Here is a 21,653-nt window from a genome sequence, read left to right on the forward strand (position 1 = left end):
GAGCATCATTTCAGCCGAAGCGGCAGGCCTGTCAGAGCTAACAGCTTGTATCTTGACCAAACAGATTGTATTTAGGCGCAGACGCTACAGCCAGGCCCCATACAGGTATGCAACACGGAGTCGCGTGTACGAGAACGGGTGCCGGGGCCGGTCACATTATTGCCCGCCAGGGCCTGCTGAGGAGTCAAGCCACGGGTTAGTCCGGCTTTGCTGAACAAGTGTCGTGGTGCGCTCAACTGCAGCAAAAGAGTGCCTTTTTCGCAGGCGGAACAGGTTTGAGGCTCATTGCGCGTGGCAATACTGCGCAAACTACTGCTGCGCTGCAGGCAATGATTACAAAGATAGTCGTACAAAGGCATGGCAAATCCGAGTGATACAAGCCCTGGCTCAGAACACCGAGCCAGGGCCAGAGACTGATTAAGTCAAGCTACAGCGAGTGCCTGGACGACCAAAACGAGCCGCGTCATTCAGAGCACCTTTAGGCAAGATATCGGTATCAAAGATACCGGTAGGCAATGCCAACGAAGCGGAGCTGTTAGGCAGATCCACCACGCCGCCGTAACGGCCTTCAACCGGAGCCGCTGTCAACAGCATGTACGCCTGCGCGCGCGACAGGTCTGTCGTGCGGCTGATGTAGTCGATTGCTGCCAAACAGGCCTGACGGTAAGCAACCGTGGAATCCAGGTAGTAGTTGACGCCTTCTTCCACGCTGATGCCGGTGAAGTGCATCCACTGGTCATACTTGGGATCGTGACGGCCTGGCACATAAATAGGCGCAGTCAGATTGTATTTGGCCATACCGCCTTTGATCAGATCAAAGCCGAGGTGGGCTGCGCCGTCCATTTCAATGGCGCCACAGAAGGAGATTTCGCCGTCGCCCTGGGAGAAGTGCAAATCGCCCATGGACAAGCCAGCACCCTTCACATAGACAGGGAAGTAAATCCGCGAGCCAATGGTCAGGTTCTTGATGTCCAGGTTGCCGCCATGCTCCCGCGGAGGCACGGTACGGGCTGCTTCTGCCGCCATGCGGTCAAATTCCGCACCTTTCACGCCGCGCAACACGGCTGTTTTGGCATCGGGCGGGTTGGCGTGGCCTTTAGGCACCAGCAAGGCTTCACGGCGATTCCATTCGCGCAGCAAATCGTGCGAAGGCAGGGTACCGATCAGGCCGGGGTGCATCATGGCCGCAATACGTACGCCAGGAATGTGACGCGAGGTGGCGTAGACGCCATGCAAGTCCCAGATCGCCTTGTCAGCTTCAGGGAAGTGCTCAGCCAGGAAGCCACCGCCATTTTCTTTGGCAAAAATGCCAGAGAAGCCCACAGGGGTAATGCAGCGAATATCCAGCAGGTCCACCACCAGAATGTCGCCAGGTTCAGCGCCTTCTACGTGAATGGGGCCAGTCAGGGGGTGGGCGCGGGTCAAATCCACGTCGCGCACATCGTTAGCGCTGTCCGTGTTTTTAATCTGGGCGTCCAGAAAGTCCATACATTCCAGGATCATCTCTTCGCCAGGCTTGACGCTGGTCAGGTCTGGAATGTCCGGGTGCCATCGGTTGTGACCGATCTCGGCTTGCTCGGCCAGGGGTGCGCCGGGTTTGATTTTTATATGCTGCATGTGTTCTCCGAAGATTGTGTGCGCGTTCCGCACAACGACGCTATTTCTGCGCTTAGCGACACAAGTAACACGACTGTATGGAGGTGGTCAAAATGTCTGAACAAGCCGTTTTATATGCTTATTTATGCCGTTAAATAATTTCTTAAGCAGGCCAATGGTTTAGGTTTTAAGGGAGTAAACGACACCAAACCCAGCGTTTTGTCCACAGGATAAATCCTGAGTTTAAGGATCTTTTTTTTGAGGGCATGAAAGCAAAAAAGGTGGCCTTGCCGATATATAGCAATCCATATAGCAGGTATAGAACTTCCTGGATGGGGCGGTGATTCCCTAGGCTTGCTGGGGTGCAGAGTGCTTAGAACCCAGGGACCTGAATAACCCTTATCACAGCGGATATATAAGTCAGTAAGTTGAACTGACAACAATAAGCAACAAATAAAACGCTGGAGACTCAACAATGACTAGCCGTTCCCCAATTTTGTGGATTCGTCGCCCACTGGCCTGTTCTGACGCGGAAGCCGCCGGTGGTGTACTGGTACAAGACAGCCGCATTATCGAAAAAGTCGCTGCTGGACAGCAGCCTCGCCAAGCCTACGATCAAAGCTGGGATGCTTCCCGCCATGTTCTGCTGCCAGGCCTGGTGAATACCCATCATCACTTTTACCAAACCCTGACGCGGGCCTACACCCCAGCGCTGAACAAGCCTTTGTTCCCATGGCTGACCACGTTGTATGACGTATGGGCAGGGCTGGATGATGAGCAAATGCAGATTGCCAGCGAGCTGGCTATGGTGGAGCTGCTGCAATCCGGTTGTACTACTGTCGCGGATCATCACTACGTGTTTTCCGGGGCCTTGCAGCACGCCATTGATTGTCAGGCTGAAACTGCTCAACGTCTGGGCGTCCGGGCTGCTTTGACCCGAGGGTCCATGAGCGTGGGCCGCGACCAGGGTGGTTTGCCCCCACAAAGCGTCGTGCAGGACGAGCAAACCATTCTGGACGATAGCCTGCGCCTGATTCGCCAATATCACCAACGCGAAGACGGAGCCATGATTACCTTGGCTCTGGCGCCATGCTCGCCGTTTTCTGTCAGCCGCGATTTGATGAGTGAAAGCGCCAAACTGGCCGAACGCGAAGATGTACGTCTGCACACTCACCTGGCTGAAACCGAGGACGAAACCGCTTACTGCGAACGTCTGTTCGGCATGCGTCCACTGGATTATCTGGATCAGCAAGGCTGGTTAAGTAATCGCACCTGGCTGGCGCACGGCATCCATTTCAACGATGAGGAAATCCAGCGCCTGGGCCGAGCCGGCACCGGTATTGCACATTGCCCCTCGTCCAATATGGTGCTGGGCAGTGGCCTGTGCCGCACCATTGAACTGGAAGCGGCAGGCGCACCAGTCGGTCTGGCTGTGGATGGTTCTGCCTCTAACGATCACTCCAATCTGGCCCAGGAAATGCGACAGGCACTTTTGTTAGGCCGCCTGCGCTATGAACCGGGCCAAGTGACACATCAAGCCGTCATTCGTTGGGCCACCCAAGGCTCGGCTCGCTGCCTGGGCCGCGAAGACATTGGCGGCTTGAATGTAGGACAACAAGCCGATCTGGCCTTGTTCACACTAGATGAATTGCGCTTTTCAGGCGCAGAAAACCCCTTGGCTGCCTTGCTGCTCTGCGGCGCAGATCGGGCCGATCGCGTCATGGTCGCCGGTCAGTGGCGGGTCATTGACGGCCAACCTTGCGGTATTGATTTGCAGGATTTGATGCAGCGCCATCAAGCTGCGGCACGCCGTTTGCGCGACAAGATGTTGGACACCGCAACGACGATTTGATTTTGGTAGCGACAGGGCCAACAGAGCCCTGCCTATTTCTTATTTGGAGACATGAATGACAACAGCAACAAGGGCTACGGACCCGATACGCCCCGAAGACGAGAACCTGGGCCTGGGTGCCAACCTGGCCTACGGCTTCCAACACGTATTAACCATGTACGGCGGCATTATTGCCGTACCGCTGATTATTGGCGAAGCAGCGGGGCTGCCCGCCAATGAAACCGGCTTGCTGATCACGGCCTGCCTGTTCATGGGTGGCCTGGCCACCATGTTGCAAACCTTGGGCGTTCCCTTTTTTGGTTGCCGCCTGCCTCTGGTTCAAGGCGTATCGTTTTCCGGTGTCGCCACCATGATTGCCATTTTGGGTACTGGCGGCGGCTTGCCAGCGGTATTTGGCGCGGTCATCGTAGCGTCCTTGATAGGTTTGCTTATTACCCCGATCTTTTCACGGGTCATCCGCTTTTTTCCACCTTTGGTAACGGGATGCGTGATCACGACTATTGGCCTGACCTTGATGCCGGTTGCTGCATTCTGGGCCATGGGCGGAAATCCCTCCGCTCCTGACTTTGGTAGTGTCGGCAATATTTCCCTGGCCGCCATGACCTTGCTGATTGTGCTGTTGCTAAGCAAATTAGGCAGCGCCAGCATTTCGCGTCTGTCGATTTTGCTGGCCATCATCATCGGCACCATTATTGCTGCGGCCATGGGTCATGCTGACTTCTCGACCGTCGGTGAAGGTGAAGTCTTTGCATTGCCCAGCCTGTTCCACTTTGGCATGCCTACGTTCCAGACGGCCGCCATTATCTCCATGGTGATTGTAATTCTGGTGACGCTGGTCGAAACCTCGGCCGACATTTTGGCTGTGGGCGACATTATCGAAACGAAGGTTGACTCGCGTCGCCTGGGTGATGGCCTTCGTGCCGATATGCTGTCCAGCTTGATTGCGCCTATTTTTGGCTCCTTCACGCAAAGCGCATTTGCACAAAACGTGGGGCTGGTCGCCGTAACCGGCGTGAAAAGCCGTTATGTAGTCGCATTTGGTGGCCTGATTCTGATTGCACTGGGCTTGCTGCCCGTGATGGGACGTCTGGTTGCCGCGGTACCGCCTGCTGTCTTGGGTGGGGCAGGCATGGTCTTGTTTGGCACCGTCGCAGCTAGCGGTATTCGTACCCTAGCCAAAGTGAACTACGAAAATAATATGAACCTGATCATCGTGGCGACCGCTATCGGTGCCGGCATGATCCCCATCGTGGCTCCCAAGTTTTACGAGCACTTTCCGGTCTGGTTTGCAACGATTTTCCACTCTGGTATTAGCTCAGCTGCCCTGGTCGCCATTGTGCTGAACCTGCTGTTCAACCACTTCACCTTGGGCAATCCCGATCAGCCTTCTGTCTTTGCCGCCGGTGGTGGTCGTTATCTGCGGGTCTCTGACCTGGCCAAGCTGAACGAGGGCGACCACGTGATCAACGGTAAGGTCATGGATAAAGATGGTCAGGAAATTCCTGTTATTGGCGATGAACATCCCGAGCCAGAACAACATGCTGTCCTGCACACGAAACCCGGTTTAAGCAGCACCTGATTCCCTGAAAACGTAGCGCAAAAAACATAAGATCGTACCTTTGCCCGTCTGCTCTCTCTAGGGAGTCAGGCGGGTTTTTTTTATCTAAGGGCTTGAAATATCAGGCACTAACACCATGTTTAGTGGCGTAGGCGAACGAGCCCACGCCTTCCCTAGCAGCAGGGCTCAGCAAGCGAAAATGGAGATCAAACATGGCAAGTAATTTGACACGTTTTAATCCGTTTGGTGATCTGGCGAGCGTGGACACCTGGCGGGACTTTGAAGATATCTTCCGGCGAGTACCCGTTGTTGGTTCTTTAGCAGGTAATACACCGCCCAGCATTCGGCTGGATGTCAAGGAAACTGAAGAAGCCTATCAAGTCAGTGCCGAGATTCCCGGCATTAACAAAGAAGACGTACATGTCAGCGTAGATGGCAACGTGGTGTCTATACGAGTTGAAAGCCGCCGTGCCCAGGAAGAAAAGGACGGTGATACAGTTTTGCGCAGCGAGCGCTATTACGGCGTGCAAACCCGTCGTTTCAGCCTGGCTCAAGACATTGACGATGCACAGGCCAGTGCCAAATGCGAAAACGGTGTTTTGGAACTGGTTCTGCCCAAGAAAAAGGGTGGAGCAGGGGCTAAAAAGCTAGAAATTCGCTAATCTGCACTGTTAAACAAAAACCGCGCCTCTAGAGGCGCGGTTTTTTATGGGTATCAGTTATTGATGCCCAAGCTCCAGAATGGAGGCGATCCCTCCCGCCTCAATGCGGCGTAACAAACGCAAGCCAGCGCGCTCGAACATGGCCTCGAATTCGGCCAATGTGCGCTCCCGGCTGTCTTCCAATACGCACATGGTGACCAAATCCAGCAGTTTTCCCTCACTGGCTTGATTATCAGGCTCGATCACACTTTCCAACACCAGGATTCGGCCGTTGTCAGGCATGGCCTGCTTACAGTTACGCAAAATGGTGACGCCTTGCTCATCACTCCAGTCGTGCAGAATCATCTGCAACAGGTAGATATCACCAGCGGGGCAGCGCTGAAAGAAATCGCCTTCCAGCAGTTGCCAGCGTTCGGGCTGGTTCAAGCTAGGCAAGACCGAGTTAGCTAAAACCTGGGCCTGATCGAACAGAACTCCGGATGCCGTAGGGAATTTTTGCAGAATCAGCAGTAATAAGCCGCCGATTCCCCCGCCTACATCGACCACGGTCGCGCCATCGGGAATGTCAATTTGATTAATCAAGAAAACATTCGATGCACGTGATAAACCCGCCACCCCTTGATGGAAAATATCGTGAATAGATTTATCTTCCCAATGTTCAAAGAAGCCATGACCAAATCTTTCTCGAAATATAGGAATCCCGGCCGCTGCTTGCGATAAATCTCCGGCGCAATGAAAAAAAGCAGGGTCAGTCAACATTAAGGCCGCTTCTTTTAAGCGAGTAGGGGAGTCCGAGCATAAGCTCCAGCCCAGCTTATCAAGCTGATAGGTATTAGCAGGCTGCTCACGGAAAACACGATGGGCACAGAGCACACGCAAGATACGTTGCAGGTGGATAGGCTGAGTACGGCTGGCCGTCGCCAGTGCTTCTATGGTCTTGGGGCCTTGCTTCAACAGATCGGCCAACTCTAGTTGGGCAGCGGCGCGTACAGCGGTGGAGATGGAATACGCCATGATCAGAGACAATAATTCCGGTCCACTTTCGTAGTCCTGATCCGGGCCCGGCATAAGATCACTCATTTCTTTGTGTATCGTCATGTCTACTCCCTTTTATAAAAAAAAGCCGGCCACTGAAACAGTGAACCGGCCATTTAGAAAAACGAAAGCCAATCAGTCAGAATGAGCGACTAATATGCATGATTTCCTAAGTCAATAATGTCGAAAAACTAAGGCTTATTGCTTTGGATCATGTAAGTCAAAGAACTAGCCAGTAAGGCCCGTGTGCCAATACGCAATGCTTTTTCATCAATCATGAACTCAGGCGAGTGATTAGGGGAACCCATCTTGTCGGAATAGGGCGAGGCATTGAGACGCCAGAAGACGACTGGAACGTTTTTACCAAAAGCACCAAAATCTTCCGAGCCCATGCCCGGAGGTACTTCTTTAGCACCGATGCCGTCTGTTGCCAGATCCAGAGCCGGGATCACGGTTTGCGTCGCTTTAGGATCACTGACCAAGACTTCGTAGCCGGTGTCGATACGCACGGTTGCCTTCAAATCATGGTTGGCGGCGATGTTTTGGGCATAACGCTGGATCAGCTCATGAGCCGTAGCCTGATTCTGCTTGGACAGTGAACGCACGGTGCCACTGATGTCGGCACTCTCTGGTAGCACATTGGGGCGATTGCCGCTTTGCAGCGAACCGACCGTCACCACGGTTGTTCCGTCTTGCGGGTTGGTGCGCTGCGCAATGATATTGTTCAGGGCCACCACCGTTTCTGCTGCCGCTACGACAGGCGAAGCCGCATTCCAAGGCGATGAGCCGTGACCACCTTTACCCGCCAGGGAAATGGAGAACACGTCACCACTGGCCATCAAACTGCCTTGTCGATAACCGATGCTACCTGCCGGATAAGACGGCCCAATATGCTGGCCCATCACTACATCCACTTTAGGCTTGTCCAGGACGCCTTCGGCCATCATGGCATTGGCACCGCTCAGCGGTTTGCCTGGGCCTTGTTCTTCGGCTGGCTGGAACAGCAGCACAATGGTGCCGGGCAATTCCGCACGCATATCCGAGAACACCTTGGCTGCGCCTAAGAGCATGGCCACGTGGGTGTCATGGCCGCAAGCGTGCGAGACAGACACCTCTTTGCCTTGCCAGGTCCCCTTGGCCGTGGATTTGAAGGGCAGATCATTACGTTCCTGCACGGGCAGGGCGTCCATATCAGCCCGCAAGGCCACCACGGGGCCGGGTTTGCCGCCTTTCAGTACAGCCTTGATACCCGTCTGGGCAATTCCGGTTTGGATCTCATAGCCGGGCATGGTTTCCAGCGCCGCTTTGATATAGGCCGCTGTGTTGTGTTCTTGATAAGACAGCTCGGGGTTCTGGTGAATGTGGCGACGCCATTCAATAACTTGCTGTTCCAGAGCGTCGGCCTTGCTCATCGCCGTGTCAATAATAGGGTTGCTGGCTTGTGCCAAAGCCGTGCTGGCCATCAAACACGTCGCTGCCAACAGGCTCAAGCGGAATGAGTATTTCATAAAGTCCCCTCTCATTTTTAGTAGTAATAAGCGTTTGATCATAGCACTGCTCTATGTCATAAACAGCGCCATTGATTGACACCTAGAAGGTTGGATTTTATTGAAGATGTGGTGGCTAAGAACACCTAAAGCAGTCTTCAAACGGTACAAAAAAATACTCGCGTAGCAAGCCGGGGGAATGATGTGAATCTAATCAAAATAACTTTGCTGACGAGCGTACTGACCCGGCGTCAGGCCAGTCTGTTCCTTGAAAAAGGCAATAAAAGCACTGTCGCTGGCAAAACCTAAGTCCGACGCGAGCTGGGTCACGCTACCGCCGGTAGAGAGCTGTTCGATGGACTTGAGCAAACGCCATTGTTGCCGCCATTGCTGGTAGCTCAAGCCTGTGTCGCGTTTGAACAAGCGGCTGATCGTTTTCTCGCTGGCACCCAGATAAGTGGCCAGTACATGTAAGGCCGGAGGCAGGGTATCCAGCGCAATATGTCGCAAGCGGGCGTCTAGCGGCAAAGGCAGAAACAGGGCCTGATCTGGAGCCCGTTGCAACTCGTCCAATAAAACCAGCATTACATGCAAAGCAGGAGGCTGGTCCCAGTCTTGGTCTAGATCAGCTTGAGCGACTCGTTCCAATACTGCCGTCAACACCTCATTGGCTGCCAACAACTGAACCTTGGGCGGTAAGTTCGGGTAATGGCCCGGGTCCAGATAGACCGATCGGTAATCCACGTGCTGGCTCATCTGCGCCTGGTGGGGGAGAAGAGCAGGAATCCAGATCAATCGTCCCGGCGGCAATAAACACAGTTGCTGATCCAGGGTGACCGTAATGCAGCCACTACGCGTATACAAAATCTGCCCCCAGGGATGCTGGTGCAGCCCCGAGTCATGCTGGGCTAAACGGGCTGCAATACCTAAGGCATGACGATCGGTCAGGTCCGGGAAAGGGTCACTGGCGTCTAAGTAAGGCATGTTTGTCCGATTTCATGGGTTTTTAAGAAGAATACTTGTAATAGAAAAATCCGGCCAGGATTACGCTGATTCTTTTCAAATTAATGTGTGAATTGGCATGCCGCGTTTTCTTCTTTTAATGATCGCTTTGATCATGTTTCCTCAGGTGGTGGAAACCGCCTACAGCCCCGCTTTACCCTTGATTGCCGACACCTATGCTGTAGCTGCAGGCCGGGCCGGCCAAACCTTGTCGGTCTACTTTGTGGCCTTTGCAGTCGGCGTGCTGTTTTGGGGCTGGCTGTGTGATCGGGCAGGGCGACGGCCTGCCGTGTTGGCGGGTCTAAGCGTCTATGGCTTAGGTTGCCTGATGGCGCTGTTCAGTCTGGATTTTAATATGCTTTTGCTGGCGCGCATGATGAGTGCCTTTGGTGCCGCGGTGGGCTCTATAGGTGTACAGACCATGCTGCGCGACCGTTATCAAGCCAAGGAACTGGCCAAAATATTCGGCACCATCGGAGCGGCTTTAGCCTTGAGCCCCTTGCTGGGCCTGGCCATGGGTGTGGCTTTATCGGCAGGGGCTCAGCTTATGCCGGTCTTTATCGGTTTGCTGGTGTTAGCCCTGATTCTGCTGGCTGTCAGCTTGTTTCACCTTCCTGAAACCCGCCCAGCCCGCAGCCAAGGTCACAGCCTGGGGCAAGTAATGATTCGCTTGCTGCAAGATCCAGCCATTTGGCAATCAGCCATCTTGGTGGCCCTATTCAATACCACCATTTTTGCCTTTTATCAGTGGGCTCCGTTCCTGCTGCAAGGCTTGGGCTCCAATAACCGCCCGATGATGGTTGCTGGTTTGTTGCTGGCCGCGGGGACATTTGTGGGAGCTTTCTTGAACAGCCGTTGGCTGGCAGGCGGGCTATCCTCCCGCCGCTTGATCTGGCGGGGCATTGTGCTGCTGGTCGTATCGGCAATTGGGCTTGAACTGGCCGGTGAAAAACTGATTTTTCTCTTGCCCGCCGTACTACTGGCTCTGGCTTATGCCGTAGCCATTCCTAATCTCCTGTCCAGTGCCTTGCAGCACTATCGTGCCGTTGCTGGAATGGCCGGAGCGGTTTTTGGTTTGATGTACAGCCTGCTGCTGGGAATTGGTTTGGCTCTGTCGGCCTGGTGGGGGAATCTAGCCGATGTAACGCTGGTTTGTGCCTTGTTGGCCGCTATTTGTCTGGCCCTGCCCATTCATAAAACCTGAAAATCAGCCTTAATCTCCTTTTAGTAAGGCGGCTCATCGTAGGGAATATACTAATACATATGTATTGACATGCATTAGTCTTGATCACCATAATCCTTCATGTTTAAAGCAATCAAAGGGTGTGTCTGACAAACACCCAGCTTGAACATTTTCCCAAGGAGAGGATGACATGGTGGAACAGGGGGTTATGGGCACTTCGCTCGATAAGGCCAAGCCACGCGGCACGGTGGCGGTACTAATGCTCTTAATGGCTGTCATGGGCGAAATGTGCCTGGCAGCCGACTTTTATGGTTTTGCGGCCGTCATTAAAATTGTGTCGGCAGACCTGTCGCTCAGCCCGGCGCAAGCGGGTTTGGTGCAGGGCGCTTTTGGGGTTTCGTTTGCCTTGGGCATGTTGTTCTGGGCGCCCCGCGGCCGCTCCATGAGCTCCGCCCGTCTGTATCTGATTGGTTTGGGTGGTAGTGGTTTGCTGATGCTGGTGCAAACCCAGGCTCAAGACTTCACACAGTTGTTTCTGCTACGTCTGGTTGTGGGGTTTTTTGACTCTGCCGTCTGGGTCGGGTCCATGAAAATTGTCATGCAGTGGTTTGCGCCACGTCGTCAGGGCTTGGTCCTGGGCATTATTTTGGCGGCGTATTCACTAGCGATTACCTTGGACTTTGCGCTGGGGCTGCCTTATGCCATGGCACATGGCTGGCGCGCGTTTTTCCTGGTGTTAGGGGGGCTGACCTTAAGCTCCTGTCTGATCACACAATTGATTGTGCGCTCCGGGCCCTATCAAGATCCGCACGACAAAATCCAGACTGATGCCGGCGTACTGCGCTCCATTGCCGCCCGTCCCTGGATTTGGGTCGGCATCCTGGCCATCTTCGGTGCCTTGTTCTCGGTTGCTGCAACCGCAACCTGGCTGATTCCCGCCCTAATTGATGTGCAAGGTCTGGCTCCCGAACAAGCGCCTTTGTTTGGCACCGTCATGGGCTTGTCTCAAGTCTTTTTCCTGATTCTAGGTGGGTACGTCAGCGATCGCTGTACTCGAGTGGGCGTCATGCGGATTGGCATGTGGCTGACTATTCTGGCGGCTTGCGCCTGTGTGCTGGCTGCTTGGCAATCCTTGCCCCATACCGGCTTGTTGATAGTGGCATTGCTTTGCGGGGTCGGCGTGTTTCATGGCGGCGCCATCTTCAGTTATGTGGGTGAACGCTACGGCGTCAATCTGGGCCCTTGCGCCGCTGGCTATGCCGAAATGGGCGGGGTGTTTGCCACCTTTGTCGCACCGTCCCTGCTGGGCCTCTTGTTGAGCCTGACCGGCTCCTACGTCTGGGCTTTTGGCAGCTTTCTGGCCGTGGAAGTACTGGTTTTCATCGGTTTTCTGATGCTGAACCGTTTGCCGTCGGCGCAGGCGGAGTAATGCAATGAACAAACTTGTTTTCGATCCGGCGGATCTGGACCAGTACCGCCTCCAGGCTTCGGTCGCAGACTTTGACGCAGAAATGGCGGCTTATCGACAGGCCAGCGAGCGGGCTCGATTGGCATTAAAGCCCTGTTTCAGCACGCATGCTTATGGCGATGAGGCGGTCGAGAAGCTAGATATTTATGCCGCCAGCCAAGCCGGGGCCCCTGTTTATCTATTCATTCATGGTGGCTACTGGCGCATGTTGTCCAAGGATGACTCGGCCATGATGGCACAAAGCCTGCACGCGGCAGGTGCCACCGTGATTTGCCTGGATTATGGTCTGGCCCCCGCGTACCGCCTGCCTCAAATGATCGAGCAATGTGAACGCGCCCTGCAGTGGGTATACACCCATGCGGCGCAATTCAATGGCGATCCTCTGCGTATTCATATTAGTGGCAGTTCTGCAGGCGGCCATTTAAGCGGTATGTTGCTGGCGGCAGACGCCCAACGCACACAGCGCCGGATCCATAGCGCCAGCATCATCAGCGGTGTCATGGATTTGCATCCTATTTTGCAAACCGCCGTCAATGACTGGCTGCAACTGGACCAAGAACAAGCCCAGCGCTACAGCCCAGCTTTGCATCCGCCTGCTGCCCAAACACCTGTGCTGGTGGCCTGGGGTGAAAAGGAACCGGCTGTCATGCAAGAACAAAGCCGTCACTACGCCCGGCAATGCGAGCTGGCGGGCTGCTCAGTGCACCGCTTGGCCGTGCCAAACCGAAATCATTTCAATGTCTTGATGGATCTGGAGCAAAGCGGCAGCGCATTGACGCTGGCTTTGCTGCAGACCATGGACCGTCATACCAAGGAGGAGAGACTATGACACAAGCAACTTCCCACTCCACCCTAGCGGCGTGCTTTGAGCCCCGCCGTCTGGGCCACGTCAATCTGTGGGTAGATGAACTGCAACGCGGTGAAGATTTCTACAGCCAGATCTGCGGCCTGAAAGTGGAATTTACCGAGCCTGATCTGGTCGCCACCTTTTTGGGTACCGGCCATACCCCCCATGATCTGGGCATGATGGAAACCACCAAAGGCGTCAACCGTTATGGCCGCGACGGCCTGTTGCAGTTGCCCGGCACCATTGGTCTGGAACCCGGTTTGAACCACTTGGCCTGGGAACTGGATAACGAGGCCGAGCTGGTCGCCGGTTGGAAGCGCGCCAAAGAACAAGGTCGCGACATTGATATGACGGTGGATCATCAAGTGGCCCATAGCGTCTATATGTTTGACCCTGATGGTAACTACAACGAGTTCTACTGCGACACCATCAAAGACTGGCGTAGTGTGCTGGGTGGCCCGATGGAGTTGTTGACCAGCCGCTGGGACCCGGAAGCTCAGGAACCCTTTACCGAGGGGCGCTACGACTCCACCCCTATTCTGGAAACGGTTGCTGATGCACCTGTACAGCCGCGCCGAGTCACCCATGCTGTATTACGTACGGCTCAACTGGATGCCATGCGTGTTTTCTACACCGAAGTCGGTGGTTTGGACGTGGTTTATCAAGATGAGCACGTCGTCTACTTGCGCGCCGGTCTGGCTAATTATGATTACAGCCTGGTCCTGGTGCAGGACGAACAGGCCTCGTTTTCTCATGGCAGCTTCGAGCTGGCCAGCCTGCAGGATCTGGAGCACACTCTGGAGCGCTTGAAAGGGCAGAACATTAGCCCCATTCACGACGTGAACCTGCCTTGGAAGCGTTCTTTCTTTCTTCGCGACCCCGATGGTTTGCTCAGTGAGTGGTACATCACCCTGGATGGCGAGCGTGCTCTGGATCGCTGTCACTCTTTGCCTTTGTGGGCGCAAGTTTAAGGAAACCACCATGTCCGAGAAAAAACTAAGTGCTTTGATCGCTGGTGGCGGTCTGGGCGGTTTGGCCACGGCCGCTGCATTGGCCCAACGCGGCTGGGACGTCACCGTGTTGGAACGCCAGTCCGAACTGCGTGCCAATGGTTCGGGTATTTATATCTGGGAAAATGGCCTGCGTATTCTGAAGGCGCTGGGAGCTTACGAGCAAGCAATTGAGGGTGCTTTTTATGGCAGCCACTTTGAACAACGCGATCTGCAAAATGATGTCATCGATTGCGGCCCTACACCCGCCAATCGTCGTCTGATTACAGTCCTGCGCTCGCAACTGCTGAAATCCTTGGAGCAGGCAGGTAAACGTGCCGGCGTTAAAGTTCGTACCCATGTAGAAGTGATTGAGGCCAGTGCGCGTGGCGAAGTGCAACTGGCTTCGGGCGAACGTCTGCGAGCTGATCTGGTGGTCGGGGCTGACGGGATCTGGTCCCGTGTCCGCCAGTCTTTGGGTTTGGAACTGGTACACGAGCAAACCCGTGAAGGGGCTTTACGCACCATGATCGCTCGCAAACCGGGCGACACCTCTGAACAAGATGCCCAGAAATACATTGAGAACTGGAATGGCCTGCACCGTTTACTAATTACTCCAGTTAGTGAAACCCAAACCTATCTGGCACTGACTTGCCCGCACGACGATGTACGCGCCAGCAATACTGAGATCGACAAGGAGTACTGGTCCGCCTTGTTCCCGCATTGGTCACATTTGATCGAGCGTATTGATGGCCCCGTCAGTTGGGGTCGTTACAGCATCACACGCTGTAAAACCTGGTCCAGCGGACGAACTGCCATTTTGGGTGATGCGGCTCACGCCCAACCGCCCAATCTGGGGCAGGGTGGGGGCATGGCCATGCAAAATGGTCTGGCTCTGGCCAGTTTTCTGGAACAAGTGAACGACGCCCGAGACATTCCCCAGGCTTTAGAGGCCTGGGAAAACAGCGAGCGCGAGATTGTGGAGCACTGCCAGAAGTGGTCCTGTCTGTATGGCGAAATCAGTGCTTTGCCGGATGCAGTACGCACGCAAGTCGTACGTTCGGCTATGGCCAATCCCTGGAGTTACGAGCAGATTTTCCGGGCCGCCAGCCACACGCCAACGGGAACCGTCTAAGCAGAGCTCTGCTACTATACGACGGTCCGCGTGTCGCCCTGTTTTCATAGGGCGACACGCGCTGGACTGACTCTCCCAAGGCATCATGAGCAAAATTCCCATCCCTGACAGCAGCGTAGAAACCAACCTGGCCTTCCAGATGGCCAATATTATCTACAAGCTGGACCAAACCCTAAGATCCACCACCCTGCGCGAGCACAATATGACCTATGTGCATTTCAGGGTCTTGCAATACCTGTGGGATAAAGACGGGCGCAGCATTGGGGAAATCGCCAAAGCGATTGTGGTGCATCAGCCGGTGCTGAGCCGGGTCATCGATCAAATGGAAGAGCGCGAATTGGTGCAGCGCCGCAACGACGAAATCGACAGCCGCTATATGCGTGTCTACCTGAGCGAGACCGGGCGTGAGCGTTACGCGCAGGTCTGGCCCGCCGCCAAAGAAATGATTGATGGGGCCCTGTCCGTGCTCAATCCCGATGAGCGTGAAGACCTGGGCCGTATGCTGCGCAATGTCGCCACGCATCTGGCAACGTGAAGCCTGGACTTAATCGCCAGACTATCGCGGTAAATGAGCTCGTATCAAACGCCCAGCGATGGAATCGGTATGAGGTAGGTCAGGCAAGGTATCGCCGGGGCCAAACCAACGGGCATCGTTGATCTCGTCCGCCTGAATACGCAAGTCACCACCGGCGTACTCGGCGGTATACGCCACCATCAAAGAATGTGGAAAAGGCCAGGACTGGCTGCCGAAATACCGGATATTGTCCACACGCAGGCCGACTTCCTCTAACACCTCGCGGTGAATAGCTTCCTCCAGGTTCTCGCCAGCCTCCACAAATCCAGCCAAAGCGGTGTAACGCGCTGTGGCATACGTCGAGTGGCTAGCCAGCAAAATACGATCCTGGTCGCGGATCAGAACCATCATGGCAGGGGAAATTCGTGGGTACGCCGAGAAGCCACAGGATGTGCAGCGAAAACAAAGCTCATGCATGACGCGTTCCATGGCACTGCCACAAACGCCGCAATAACGATGACTGCGCGCCCACTCTGAGACTTGAAACGCACGATTCACGATACTGGCCTGCTCCCCCAACTGTGCCAGAACACCACGCAAGGGACGAAAGATAGTGCCTTCTGGAGCCGGGGTATCTGCCGCCACATGAGCAGCAAAATCCTGACAACTATCCCCAGAAAAAAGTGCATGCCATTGCGTCTGCGCTAAGTCCAATGCGGGTTTGGTAGGAATCAAGGATTGTTCTTCTTGACTGCTGACCAATATTTCATTTCCACGAAAAATGAAATTCATGAGTTTCCTGTCCTTTAATAAGCCACCTAAGAGCAGCCCAGCGCTGGCTATTGTAAGGGAAGGGCACAGACGGAAAAAGGCAGAAAAAAACGGGCAGAAGGACCAAGGCTTCAGAAGCCGCATGACAAAAAAAGCTGTTTTAAAACCAGAAACATAATTGTCAAAAAGATGACGTTTGTCATCAGCCTACAGAAAAAAGCATAGGACGAAACTAGCACGGCACCTAATTAGTAGGCAGATAATTAAGTATGGGTTTGTTTAAATCTATTGTTTTATTATTTATTTTTAAAACCAGATTCATTCTTTATAAAAAACCAATTTTATTCTTTGTTTTATTTTTTTATTTAAAAGTTTTCTATTTTATTTTTAGATATTAAGGCGCCTGATAAAGTGTCTATGTTTATTTCCCCTTTACACTAGACCACTTGCAAAAAAACAGACAAATTAGATTTCTGAGACAAACAAAAAAACGATGCAAAAAAAAACCGCGTGGCCGGAGCAAGGCGGTTTTCTTGAAAAAATAGCATTTTCCCTGATTTAACAAGAGCCCAGCTGCTAAAAAAAACAGCCAGCCAGCAGAAAATAGGGAACCAGCCGGTTTTACTCGATGTTTTGTGTCTGCTCGCGCAGCTGTTCAATGCACAGCTTCAGGTCAATGGATGCCCGCGTCATGTCCATGCTGCCTGCCTTGGAGCCCAAGGTATTGGCCTCGCGGTTCATTTCCTGGAACAGGAAGTCTAAACGCTTGCCAGTGCTGCCTTGTCTTGCGCTTTTCTTGTTGGAACTGGCGCTGGTGTCGCCGCTCAGAATCAGTTCCAGCTCAGTCAAATGGGAGCGCAGGCGAGCGATTTCCTCTGCCACATCAATACGCAAAGAAAAAACAGCAGCTTCGTGAGCGACACGAGCGGACAGTTCCTCGCCCGAAATCAGGGCGAAACCGTCAGGACTGGCTTGTAGCAAAGCATCGTGCAAACGGGTGGCAATCTTGTTCTTTTGCTCGCTAAGGATGGCAGGCAGGTGCTGCTCGACCTCATCCACAATCGTGCCCATGTCCTGGCGAATATCCAGCATGGCTTGAGCCAGACGCTGGCCCTCACGTTCACGGGTCGCTTGCAAGTCCTGCAAGGCCGCCTCAAACGCCTGCTTGATCATGGGTAGCCAGGCTTCCGGGTCCATATCCGAGCTATTGCCGCTTTGATTGCTCAGCAAAGTCTGCAATTCAGGAGCGGGCAGGTCGGGAATAGCCACTCGGGCCGCTTGCAACATCTGGGCGGTCCGTTCCACGGCTTCCATGTCCAGACTGCGTTGCTGTTCAGTGCCGCTACGAGCAAAGTTAACTCGCAGTTCCAGCTTGCCGCGCTGAACGCCTTGTGCGGCCAGCTCACGCAGCAGATTCTCCGCGAAACGCAGTTCCTCGGGCAAACGCAGATTCAGGTCCAGAAAGCGGTTATTGACGCTGCGCATCTCGATATTGATGGAGCCTGCTTCGGACTCGGCTTTGGCGCTGCCAAACGCGGTCATGCTACGGATCATGGGTGGGTCACTTTAAGAATGGAATAAAGCGGCCAATTGTACTCTGCCGTCCTGACTTTGGCCGCTCCTCAAGCACACGCAAAGCTCTATACTTTAGGCATTCAAGGCCTATGTGGGCCGATTTTTTTCACCACGCCGCCTCAAGCTAAAAACGTCCTTCCGGTGCACAGAGGGTGTATTTTTTACCGCTGGGCCACCCTAAGGTAAAAACGCCCCCCTCGGGGGGCAGCAAGCCAAAGGCGCAGCGTGGGGACATTTTATAAGGCAGCCATGCTACGAATCTTGCATACGGCCGATTGGCAAATAGGGCGCCAGTACTCGCGTTTCGAGCTGGAAGACGCAGCCGCACTGGCGGAGGCGCGATTCAAGGCCATTGCAAAACTGGCTGCATTAGCCACCGAACACGGTGCAGACCTGATTGTGGTGGCTGGCGATGTGTTCGACTCGCAAACCTTAAGTGACCGCAATCTGCGTCGCAGCTTCAATGAAATGGCCGGTTTTGCCGGCCCCTGGCTTTTGCTGCCCGGCAACCATGATGCAGCCCTCAGTGAAAGCGTCTGGACCCGTGCCCGGCGCCTAAACTGCATTCCCAGCAATGCCCATGTACTTGATACTCCAGCGCTTTTCCTGCTAGATGCTTTGAAAGTCGCCGTTTTACCTGCACCTTTGACCCAACGGCAAACTTATCAGGATCTAAGCGACTGGTTCGATCAGGCGGACAGCCCCGCCGGCTATTGGCGTCTCGGCCTAGCCCACGGCAGTGTCAGCGGCGTGCTGGAACACCTGGACAGCCATAACTTGATTGACCAAAACCGTGTGCAGCGGGCCCGCCTGGACTATCTGGCACTGGGCGATTGGCATGGGACTGTCAAAATTAACGAGCGCTGTTACTACAGCGGCACGCCCGAGCCGGACCGTTTTCGAGACAACGAATCAGGGCAGGCTTTGCTGGTGGAAATCAGCGCAGTGGGCGCTGCGCCTGTTGTCCAAGCCTTGCCCGTTGCCCAGCACCCCTGGCGCAGTATTCAACGCCATTTGAATGACGACACGGATCTGGACCTGTTGGAGCGCGAATTAACGGCCTTGGCCGAACAAAGCGTGGTGGAACTGGAACTGTCAGGCCAGTTGAGCCTGAGCGGTTTTGAGCGTCTGGATAGCCTGCTGGGGCAAGCTCAAGCCCGCTGCCGCGCCTGGGATTGCCAACGCGATGCATTGCGTCTGGCGCCTTCCGAGCAGGATCTGAATGCATTACAAGCCGATGGCTATTTGCAGGCCGCATTGAAACAACTACAAGAGCTGCGTCACGGCAGCCAGCAACAAGCGGCAGAAGATGCCTTGTTGATTTTGGCCGGTTTGCTGCGCGATAAGGAAGGTGGTCATGCACATTAAGTCTCTACGCGTCGAGCAGTTCAAGCGTTTTCGCCAACCCGTGTCGTTGGACAAGCTGGAACCGGGCCTGAACATCATCAGTGCCCCTAACGAAGCCGGAAAAAGCACCTTGGCCGAAGCCTTGCGTACGGTGTTTTTCGAGCGATATGGCACGGGTAGCCTGACTAAAATCCTTCCCTGGGGCGATTCCTCGGCTGCTCCCGAGATCGAACTGGATTTCAGCCTGAACGGCCAGGATATGCGCCTGAGCAAACGGTTTTTGAAGCGCAAGCGTTGTGATCTGTATATCGGCAATCAACACTTGGACAATGACGAGGCCGAGCAGTATCTCGCCAGCCAGATGGGCTTTGAATACGCTGCCAAAGGTGGCAGTCAGGCCCGCAACTGGGGGGTGCCAGGACTGTTATGGATCGAGCAAGGGCAGGGTCAAGACCTGCGCAATTCAGTCGAACACGCCAGCGGAACCTTGCAGCAAGCCCTGGGTAGCGAAATTGCCGATCTGACCAGTGCTGATGGCGATTATCTGATCGAGCAAGCGCAGCAACAGCTGGATCAATACGTGACTCAGGCTCAAGGACAGCCGCGTGGCGTCTGGCTGGCAGCCCAAAAAGAAGCTAAAGAGCTGGAAGAACAGCTGCAGAGCCAGAAGTCGGCCCTGCAGCAGTATCAGCAGTGGGTGGACGAACTGGCACAAGCACGCCAGCAAATTGTCCAGGCGGAAGCCAATCGCCCGTGGGAACAACTGCGCGACCAAGCCAAGCAGGTACAGACTCAACTGACTCAGGCCCGCCAACTGCAAGAGCGTGCTAAAGAGTTACAACAAGCCCTGACGATGCTGGACGAGCGTGAAAAGCTCTACCAACAAGCAGGTGAACGCGATAAGGAATGGGCCAGCCAACGCAGCCAACGGGCCGAGCAGGTCAAGACGCTGGGAGCAAAGTTCGAGCAAGAAAAGGGCATCTTTAATAGCCTTAATCAACGCTTGGATCAGGCTCGTAGCCACAAAGAAGCCAGTCAGCAGGAGCAGGAACGTGCCAGTGCCTGGCAGCAATGGTTTCAGGAGCAGGCCGCTTTTGAGAGCTCCCAGCAGCAACTGGAGCAAGTACAGCGGCAGTTGGCTGAGCTAAATAAGCTGGAAGCCGAGTTGATCCAATGTGGTGCCGCCTTAGTACAGTTGAAGATCAGCGATGAGGCGCTGGATCAGTTACGCCAGCAAAATCAGCTTATTCAGCGTCTGCAACATCAGCTTGAAACGATTTCTACCGAACTGCAGATTGACTTGCAGGAAGGCGCGAGCTTGCTTCTGGACGGTGAGCCCGTCCAAGGCCAACACCGCGCCCACCTTAGCGCCAGCACCCGGATCGAGCTGCCCGGTCTGGGCCAATTGCGTATCATCCCCGGTGGTCGTGACCTGGGCAAAGTGCAACAGCAATTGGCACAAACCCAGCAAGATTACACACAGGCACTTGGCCAGCTAGGCGGGAAAAGCCTGGACGAGCTGGAACGCCGCCGTGAACAGTATCGGGAGCAGGAGCAGCAAGACCGCCTGCTGCGTGGCTCTATGAAAGCATTGGCGCCGCAGGGCAAGGCACACTTACAAGGCTTAGTTCAGGCCGCCCAGCAACGTGTGGCCCCACAGCGCCCCAATGGGGAAGCCATCGAAGCCACAGAGCTGGGCCGGATTGCGCAAACCGCCAGCTTGGCCGAGCAGCAATATCGTGCCCTGGAAAGCGACTGGCATGACGCCCGCGAAGCTCTTGCCCGGACCCAGACCCGTCTGGAGCAAGCCGACACCGAGGCGCAGAGCCTGGAACAGCAATGGGCTGACCCTCAACGCCAGCAAGCCCAGCAAGAACGCGAACAGCAATGGGGACAGTTGCGACTGCAGCGCGAACAACGTCTGGCGGATCAGAAGACCCTGGAAGCAGAGCTGGCCACCTTATCAGTCTCGGTTCTGGAGCAAGATCTGCAACGTTTTGAGCGCAGCGCACAGCAGCAGGAGCAAAGCTACAACGAGGCCCGTCTAGCCGCCCAACTGGTGCAAACCAAGCTGGAAACCCACGGAGCCCAAGGACTGGAAGAACAAATTGACCAGACTGCTCTGCGCCTGCACGACTGCCAACGCCGTTGTGCCGCCTACGAACGCCGCGTCGCTGCGTTACGCCTGTTGCTGTCCGTGCTGCGCGAGCAGCGCAACACCTTGACTCAACGCTTGCACGAGCCTTTACAAAAGCACATCAACCACTACTTGCGCCTGCTGTTAGGCAAGGCACGGGTCGAGCTGGACGAATACCTGGCTCCTCGATGGCTGCAACGCGACAGTGGCCAAGGTCTGGCCGACGATATAGATGGCTTGAGCTTTGGCGCACGCGAGCAAATTGGCTTGATTGCGCGTCTGGCTTATGCGGATTTATTACAGCAAGCGGGGCGTCCTACCTTGCTGATTCTGGACGACGTGCTGGTACACAGCGACAACGAACGTCTGAGCGCCATGAAACGCATTATTAATGACGCTGCCCAGCGCCACCAGATCCTGCTTTTCACCTGTCAGGCTGATAAGTGGATGGACATGGGCGTTGCGCTACGGCCCGTGCCGCAAAGCGTACAATAG

At 54.7% G+C, this 21,653-nt stretch carries 18 protein-coding genes; 11 read left to right on the forward strand and 7 right to left on the reverse strand.

Annotation, left to right across the window (positions count from 1 at the left end; all coding sequences use genetic code 11):
- Positions 1–71 precede the first annotated feature (71 nt).
- A complete protein-coding gene (locus IE156_RS00275; protein WP_189390503.1) occupies positions 72–359 on the reverse strand; it encodes an FmdB family zinc ribbon protein in 288 nt (95 codons plus the stop codon).
- Positions 360–417: 58 nt separating this feature from the next.
- Entirely contained in the window at positions 418–1,617 is a 1,200-nt protein-coding gene (gene fmdA / locus IE156_RS00280) for a formamidase (protein ID WP_189390504.1), read from the reverse strand.
- Between the two features lie 454 nt (positions 1,618–2,071).
- Here fmdA and IE156_RS00285 point away from each other — a divergent pair, with 454 nt between their 5' ends.
- The 3 genes from IE156_RS00285 (at position 2,072) to IE156_RS00295 (ending at position 5,668) form a co-directional block, all read left to right on the forward strand.
- The gene (locus IE156_RS00285) at positions 2,072–3,448 is read left to right on the forward strand and encodes an 8-oxoguanine deaminase (protein WP_189390505.1); all 1,377 of its coding nucleotides are present in this window, start codon (positions 2,072–2,074) and stop codon (positions 3,446–3,448) included.
- 55 nt (positions 3,449–3,503) lie between these two features.
- Positions 3,504–5,027 carry a nucleobase:cation symporter-2 family protein gene (locus IE156_RS00290; RefSeq protein ID WP_189390506.1) on the forward strand — a complete coding sequence of 508 codons (1,524 nt, stop codon included), beginning with the start codon at positions 3,504–3,506 and terminating at the stop codon, positions 5,025–5,027.
- 191 nt (positions 5,028–5,218) lie between these two features.
- Complete coding sequence (locus IE156_RS00295; RefSeq protein ID WP_189390507.1) at positions 5,219–5,668, forward strand: Hsp20/alpha crystallin family protein; 450 nt, start codon at positions 5,219–5,221, stop codon at positions 5,666–5,668.
- Between the two features lie 57 nt (positions 5,669–5,725).
- Here IE156_RS00295 and IE156_RS00300 read toward each other — a convergent pair whose 3' ends face one another.
- From IE156_RS00300 to IE156_RS00310, 3 genes are all read right to left on the reverse strand, one after another.
- A complete protein-coding gene (locus IE156_RS00300; RefSeq protein ID WP_189390508.1) occupies positions 5,726–6,766 on the reverse strand; it encodes a methyltransferase in 1,041 nt (346 codons plus the stop codon).
- Positions 6,767–6,894: 128 nt separating this feature from the next.
- A complete protein-coding gene (locus IE156_RS00305) occupies positions 6,895–8,211 on the reverse strand; it encodes a M20 metallopeptidase family protein (RefSeq protein WP_189390509.1) in 1,317 nt (438 codons plus the stop codon).
- Positions 8,212–8,400: 189 nt separating this feature from the next.
- A complete protein-coding gene (locus IE156_RS00310) occupies positions 8,401–9,174 on the reverse strand; it encodes an AraC family transcriptional regulator (protein ID WP_189390510.1) in 774 nt (257 codons plus the stop codon).
- 97 nt (positions 9,175–9,271) lie between these two features.
- Here IE156_RS00310 and IE156_RS00315 point away from each other — a divergent pair, with 97 nt between their 5' ends.
- The 6 genes from IE156_RS00315 (at position 9,272) to IE156_RS00340 (ending at position 15,349) form a co-directional block, all read left to right on the forward strand.
- Entirely contained in the window at positions 9,272–10,396 is a 1,125-nt protein-coding gene (locus IE156_RS00315; protein ID WP_189390511.1) for an MFS transporter, read from the forward strand.
- A 169-nt stretch (positions 10,397–10,565) separates the two neighbouring features.
- Positions 10,566–11,804 carry an MFS transporter gene (locus IE156_RS00320; protein WP_189390512.1) on the forward strand — a complete coding sequence of 413 codons (1,239 nt, stop codon included), beginning with the start codon at positions 10,566–10,568 and terminating at the stop codon, positions 11,802–11,804.
- A 4-nt stretch (positions 11,805–11,808) separates the two neighbouring features.
- On the forward strand, positions 11,809–12,672 hold the full coding sequence (locus tag IE156_RS00325; RefSeq protein ID WP_189390513.1) for an alpha/beta hydrolase: 864 nt from the start codon (positions 11,809–11,811) through the stop codon (positions 12,670–12,672).
- Positions 12,669–13,661: a VOC family protein gene (locus tag IE156_RS00330; RefSeq protein WP_189390514.1), complete on the forward strand. Its 993-nt coding sequence runs from the start codon at positions 12,669–12,671 to the stop codon at positions 13,659–13,661. The genes IE156_RS00325 and IE156_RS00330 overlap by 4 nt, the downstream gene beginning before the upstream one ends.
- Before the next feature lie 10 nt (positions 13,662–13,671).
- Positions 13,672–14,814 (forward strand): FAD-dependent oxidoreductase, encoded by a 1,143-nt coding sequence (locus IE156_RS00335; RefSeq protein WP_189390515.1) that lies wholly within the window; start codon positions 13,672–13,674, stop codon positions 14,812–14,814.
- Positions 14,815–14,899: 85 nt separating this feature from the next.
- Positions 14,900–15,349 (forward strand): MarR family winged helix-turn-helix transcriptional regulator, encoded by a 450-nt coding sequence (locus IE156_RS00340; protein WP_189390516.1) that lies wholly within the window; start codon positions 14,900–14,902, stop codon positions 15,347–15,349.
- Positions 15,350–15,370: 21 nt separating this feature from the next.
- Here the strand turns inward: IE156_RS00340 and nudC are convergent, their stop codons facing one another.
- Together nudC and IE156_RS00350 are read right to left on the reverse strand one after the other, a co-directional pair.
- Complete coding sequence (nudC, locus tag IE156_RS00345) at positions 15,371–16,120, reverse strand: NAD(+) diphosphatase (RefSeq protein WP_189390517.1); 750 nt, start codon at positions 16,118–16,120, stop codon at positions 15,371–15,373.
- A 600-nt stretch (positions 16,121–16,720) separates the two neighbouring features.
- Positions 16,721–17,653, reverse strand: coding sequence for a YicC/YloC family endoribonuclease (locus IE156_RS00350; protein WP_189390518.1), 933 nt, complete (start codon positions 17,651–17,653; stop codon positions 16,721–16,723).
- A 270-nt stretch (positions 17,654–17,923) separates the two neighbouring features.
- Between IE156_RS00350 and IE156_RS00355 the strand changes: the two genes are divergently transcribed.
- Both IE156_RS00355 and IE156_RS00360 read left to right on the forward strand, forming a co-directional pair.
- Positions 17,924–19,042 carry a metallophosphoesterase family protein gene (locus IE156_RS00355; RefSeq protein ID WP_189390519.1) on the forward strand — a complete coding sequence of 373 codons (1,119 nt, stop codon included), beginning with the start codon at positions 17,924–17,926 and terminating at the stop codon, positions 19,040–19,042.
- Positions 19,032–21,653, forward strand: coding sequence for an AAA family ATPase (locus IE156_RS00360; RefSeq protein WP_189390520.1), 2,622 nt, complete (start codon positions 19,032–19,034; stop codon positions 21,651–21,653). Before IE156_RS00355 ends, IE156_RS00360 begins: the two co-directional genes overlap by 11 nt.

The organism is Alcaligenes pakistanensis, from assembly GCF_014652815.1.
GTDB classification, from domain to species: domain Bacteria; phylum Pseudomonadota; class Gammaproteobacteria; order Burkholderiales; family Burkholderiaceae_B; genus Alcaligenes; species Alcaligenes pakistanensis.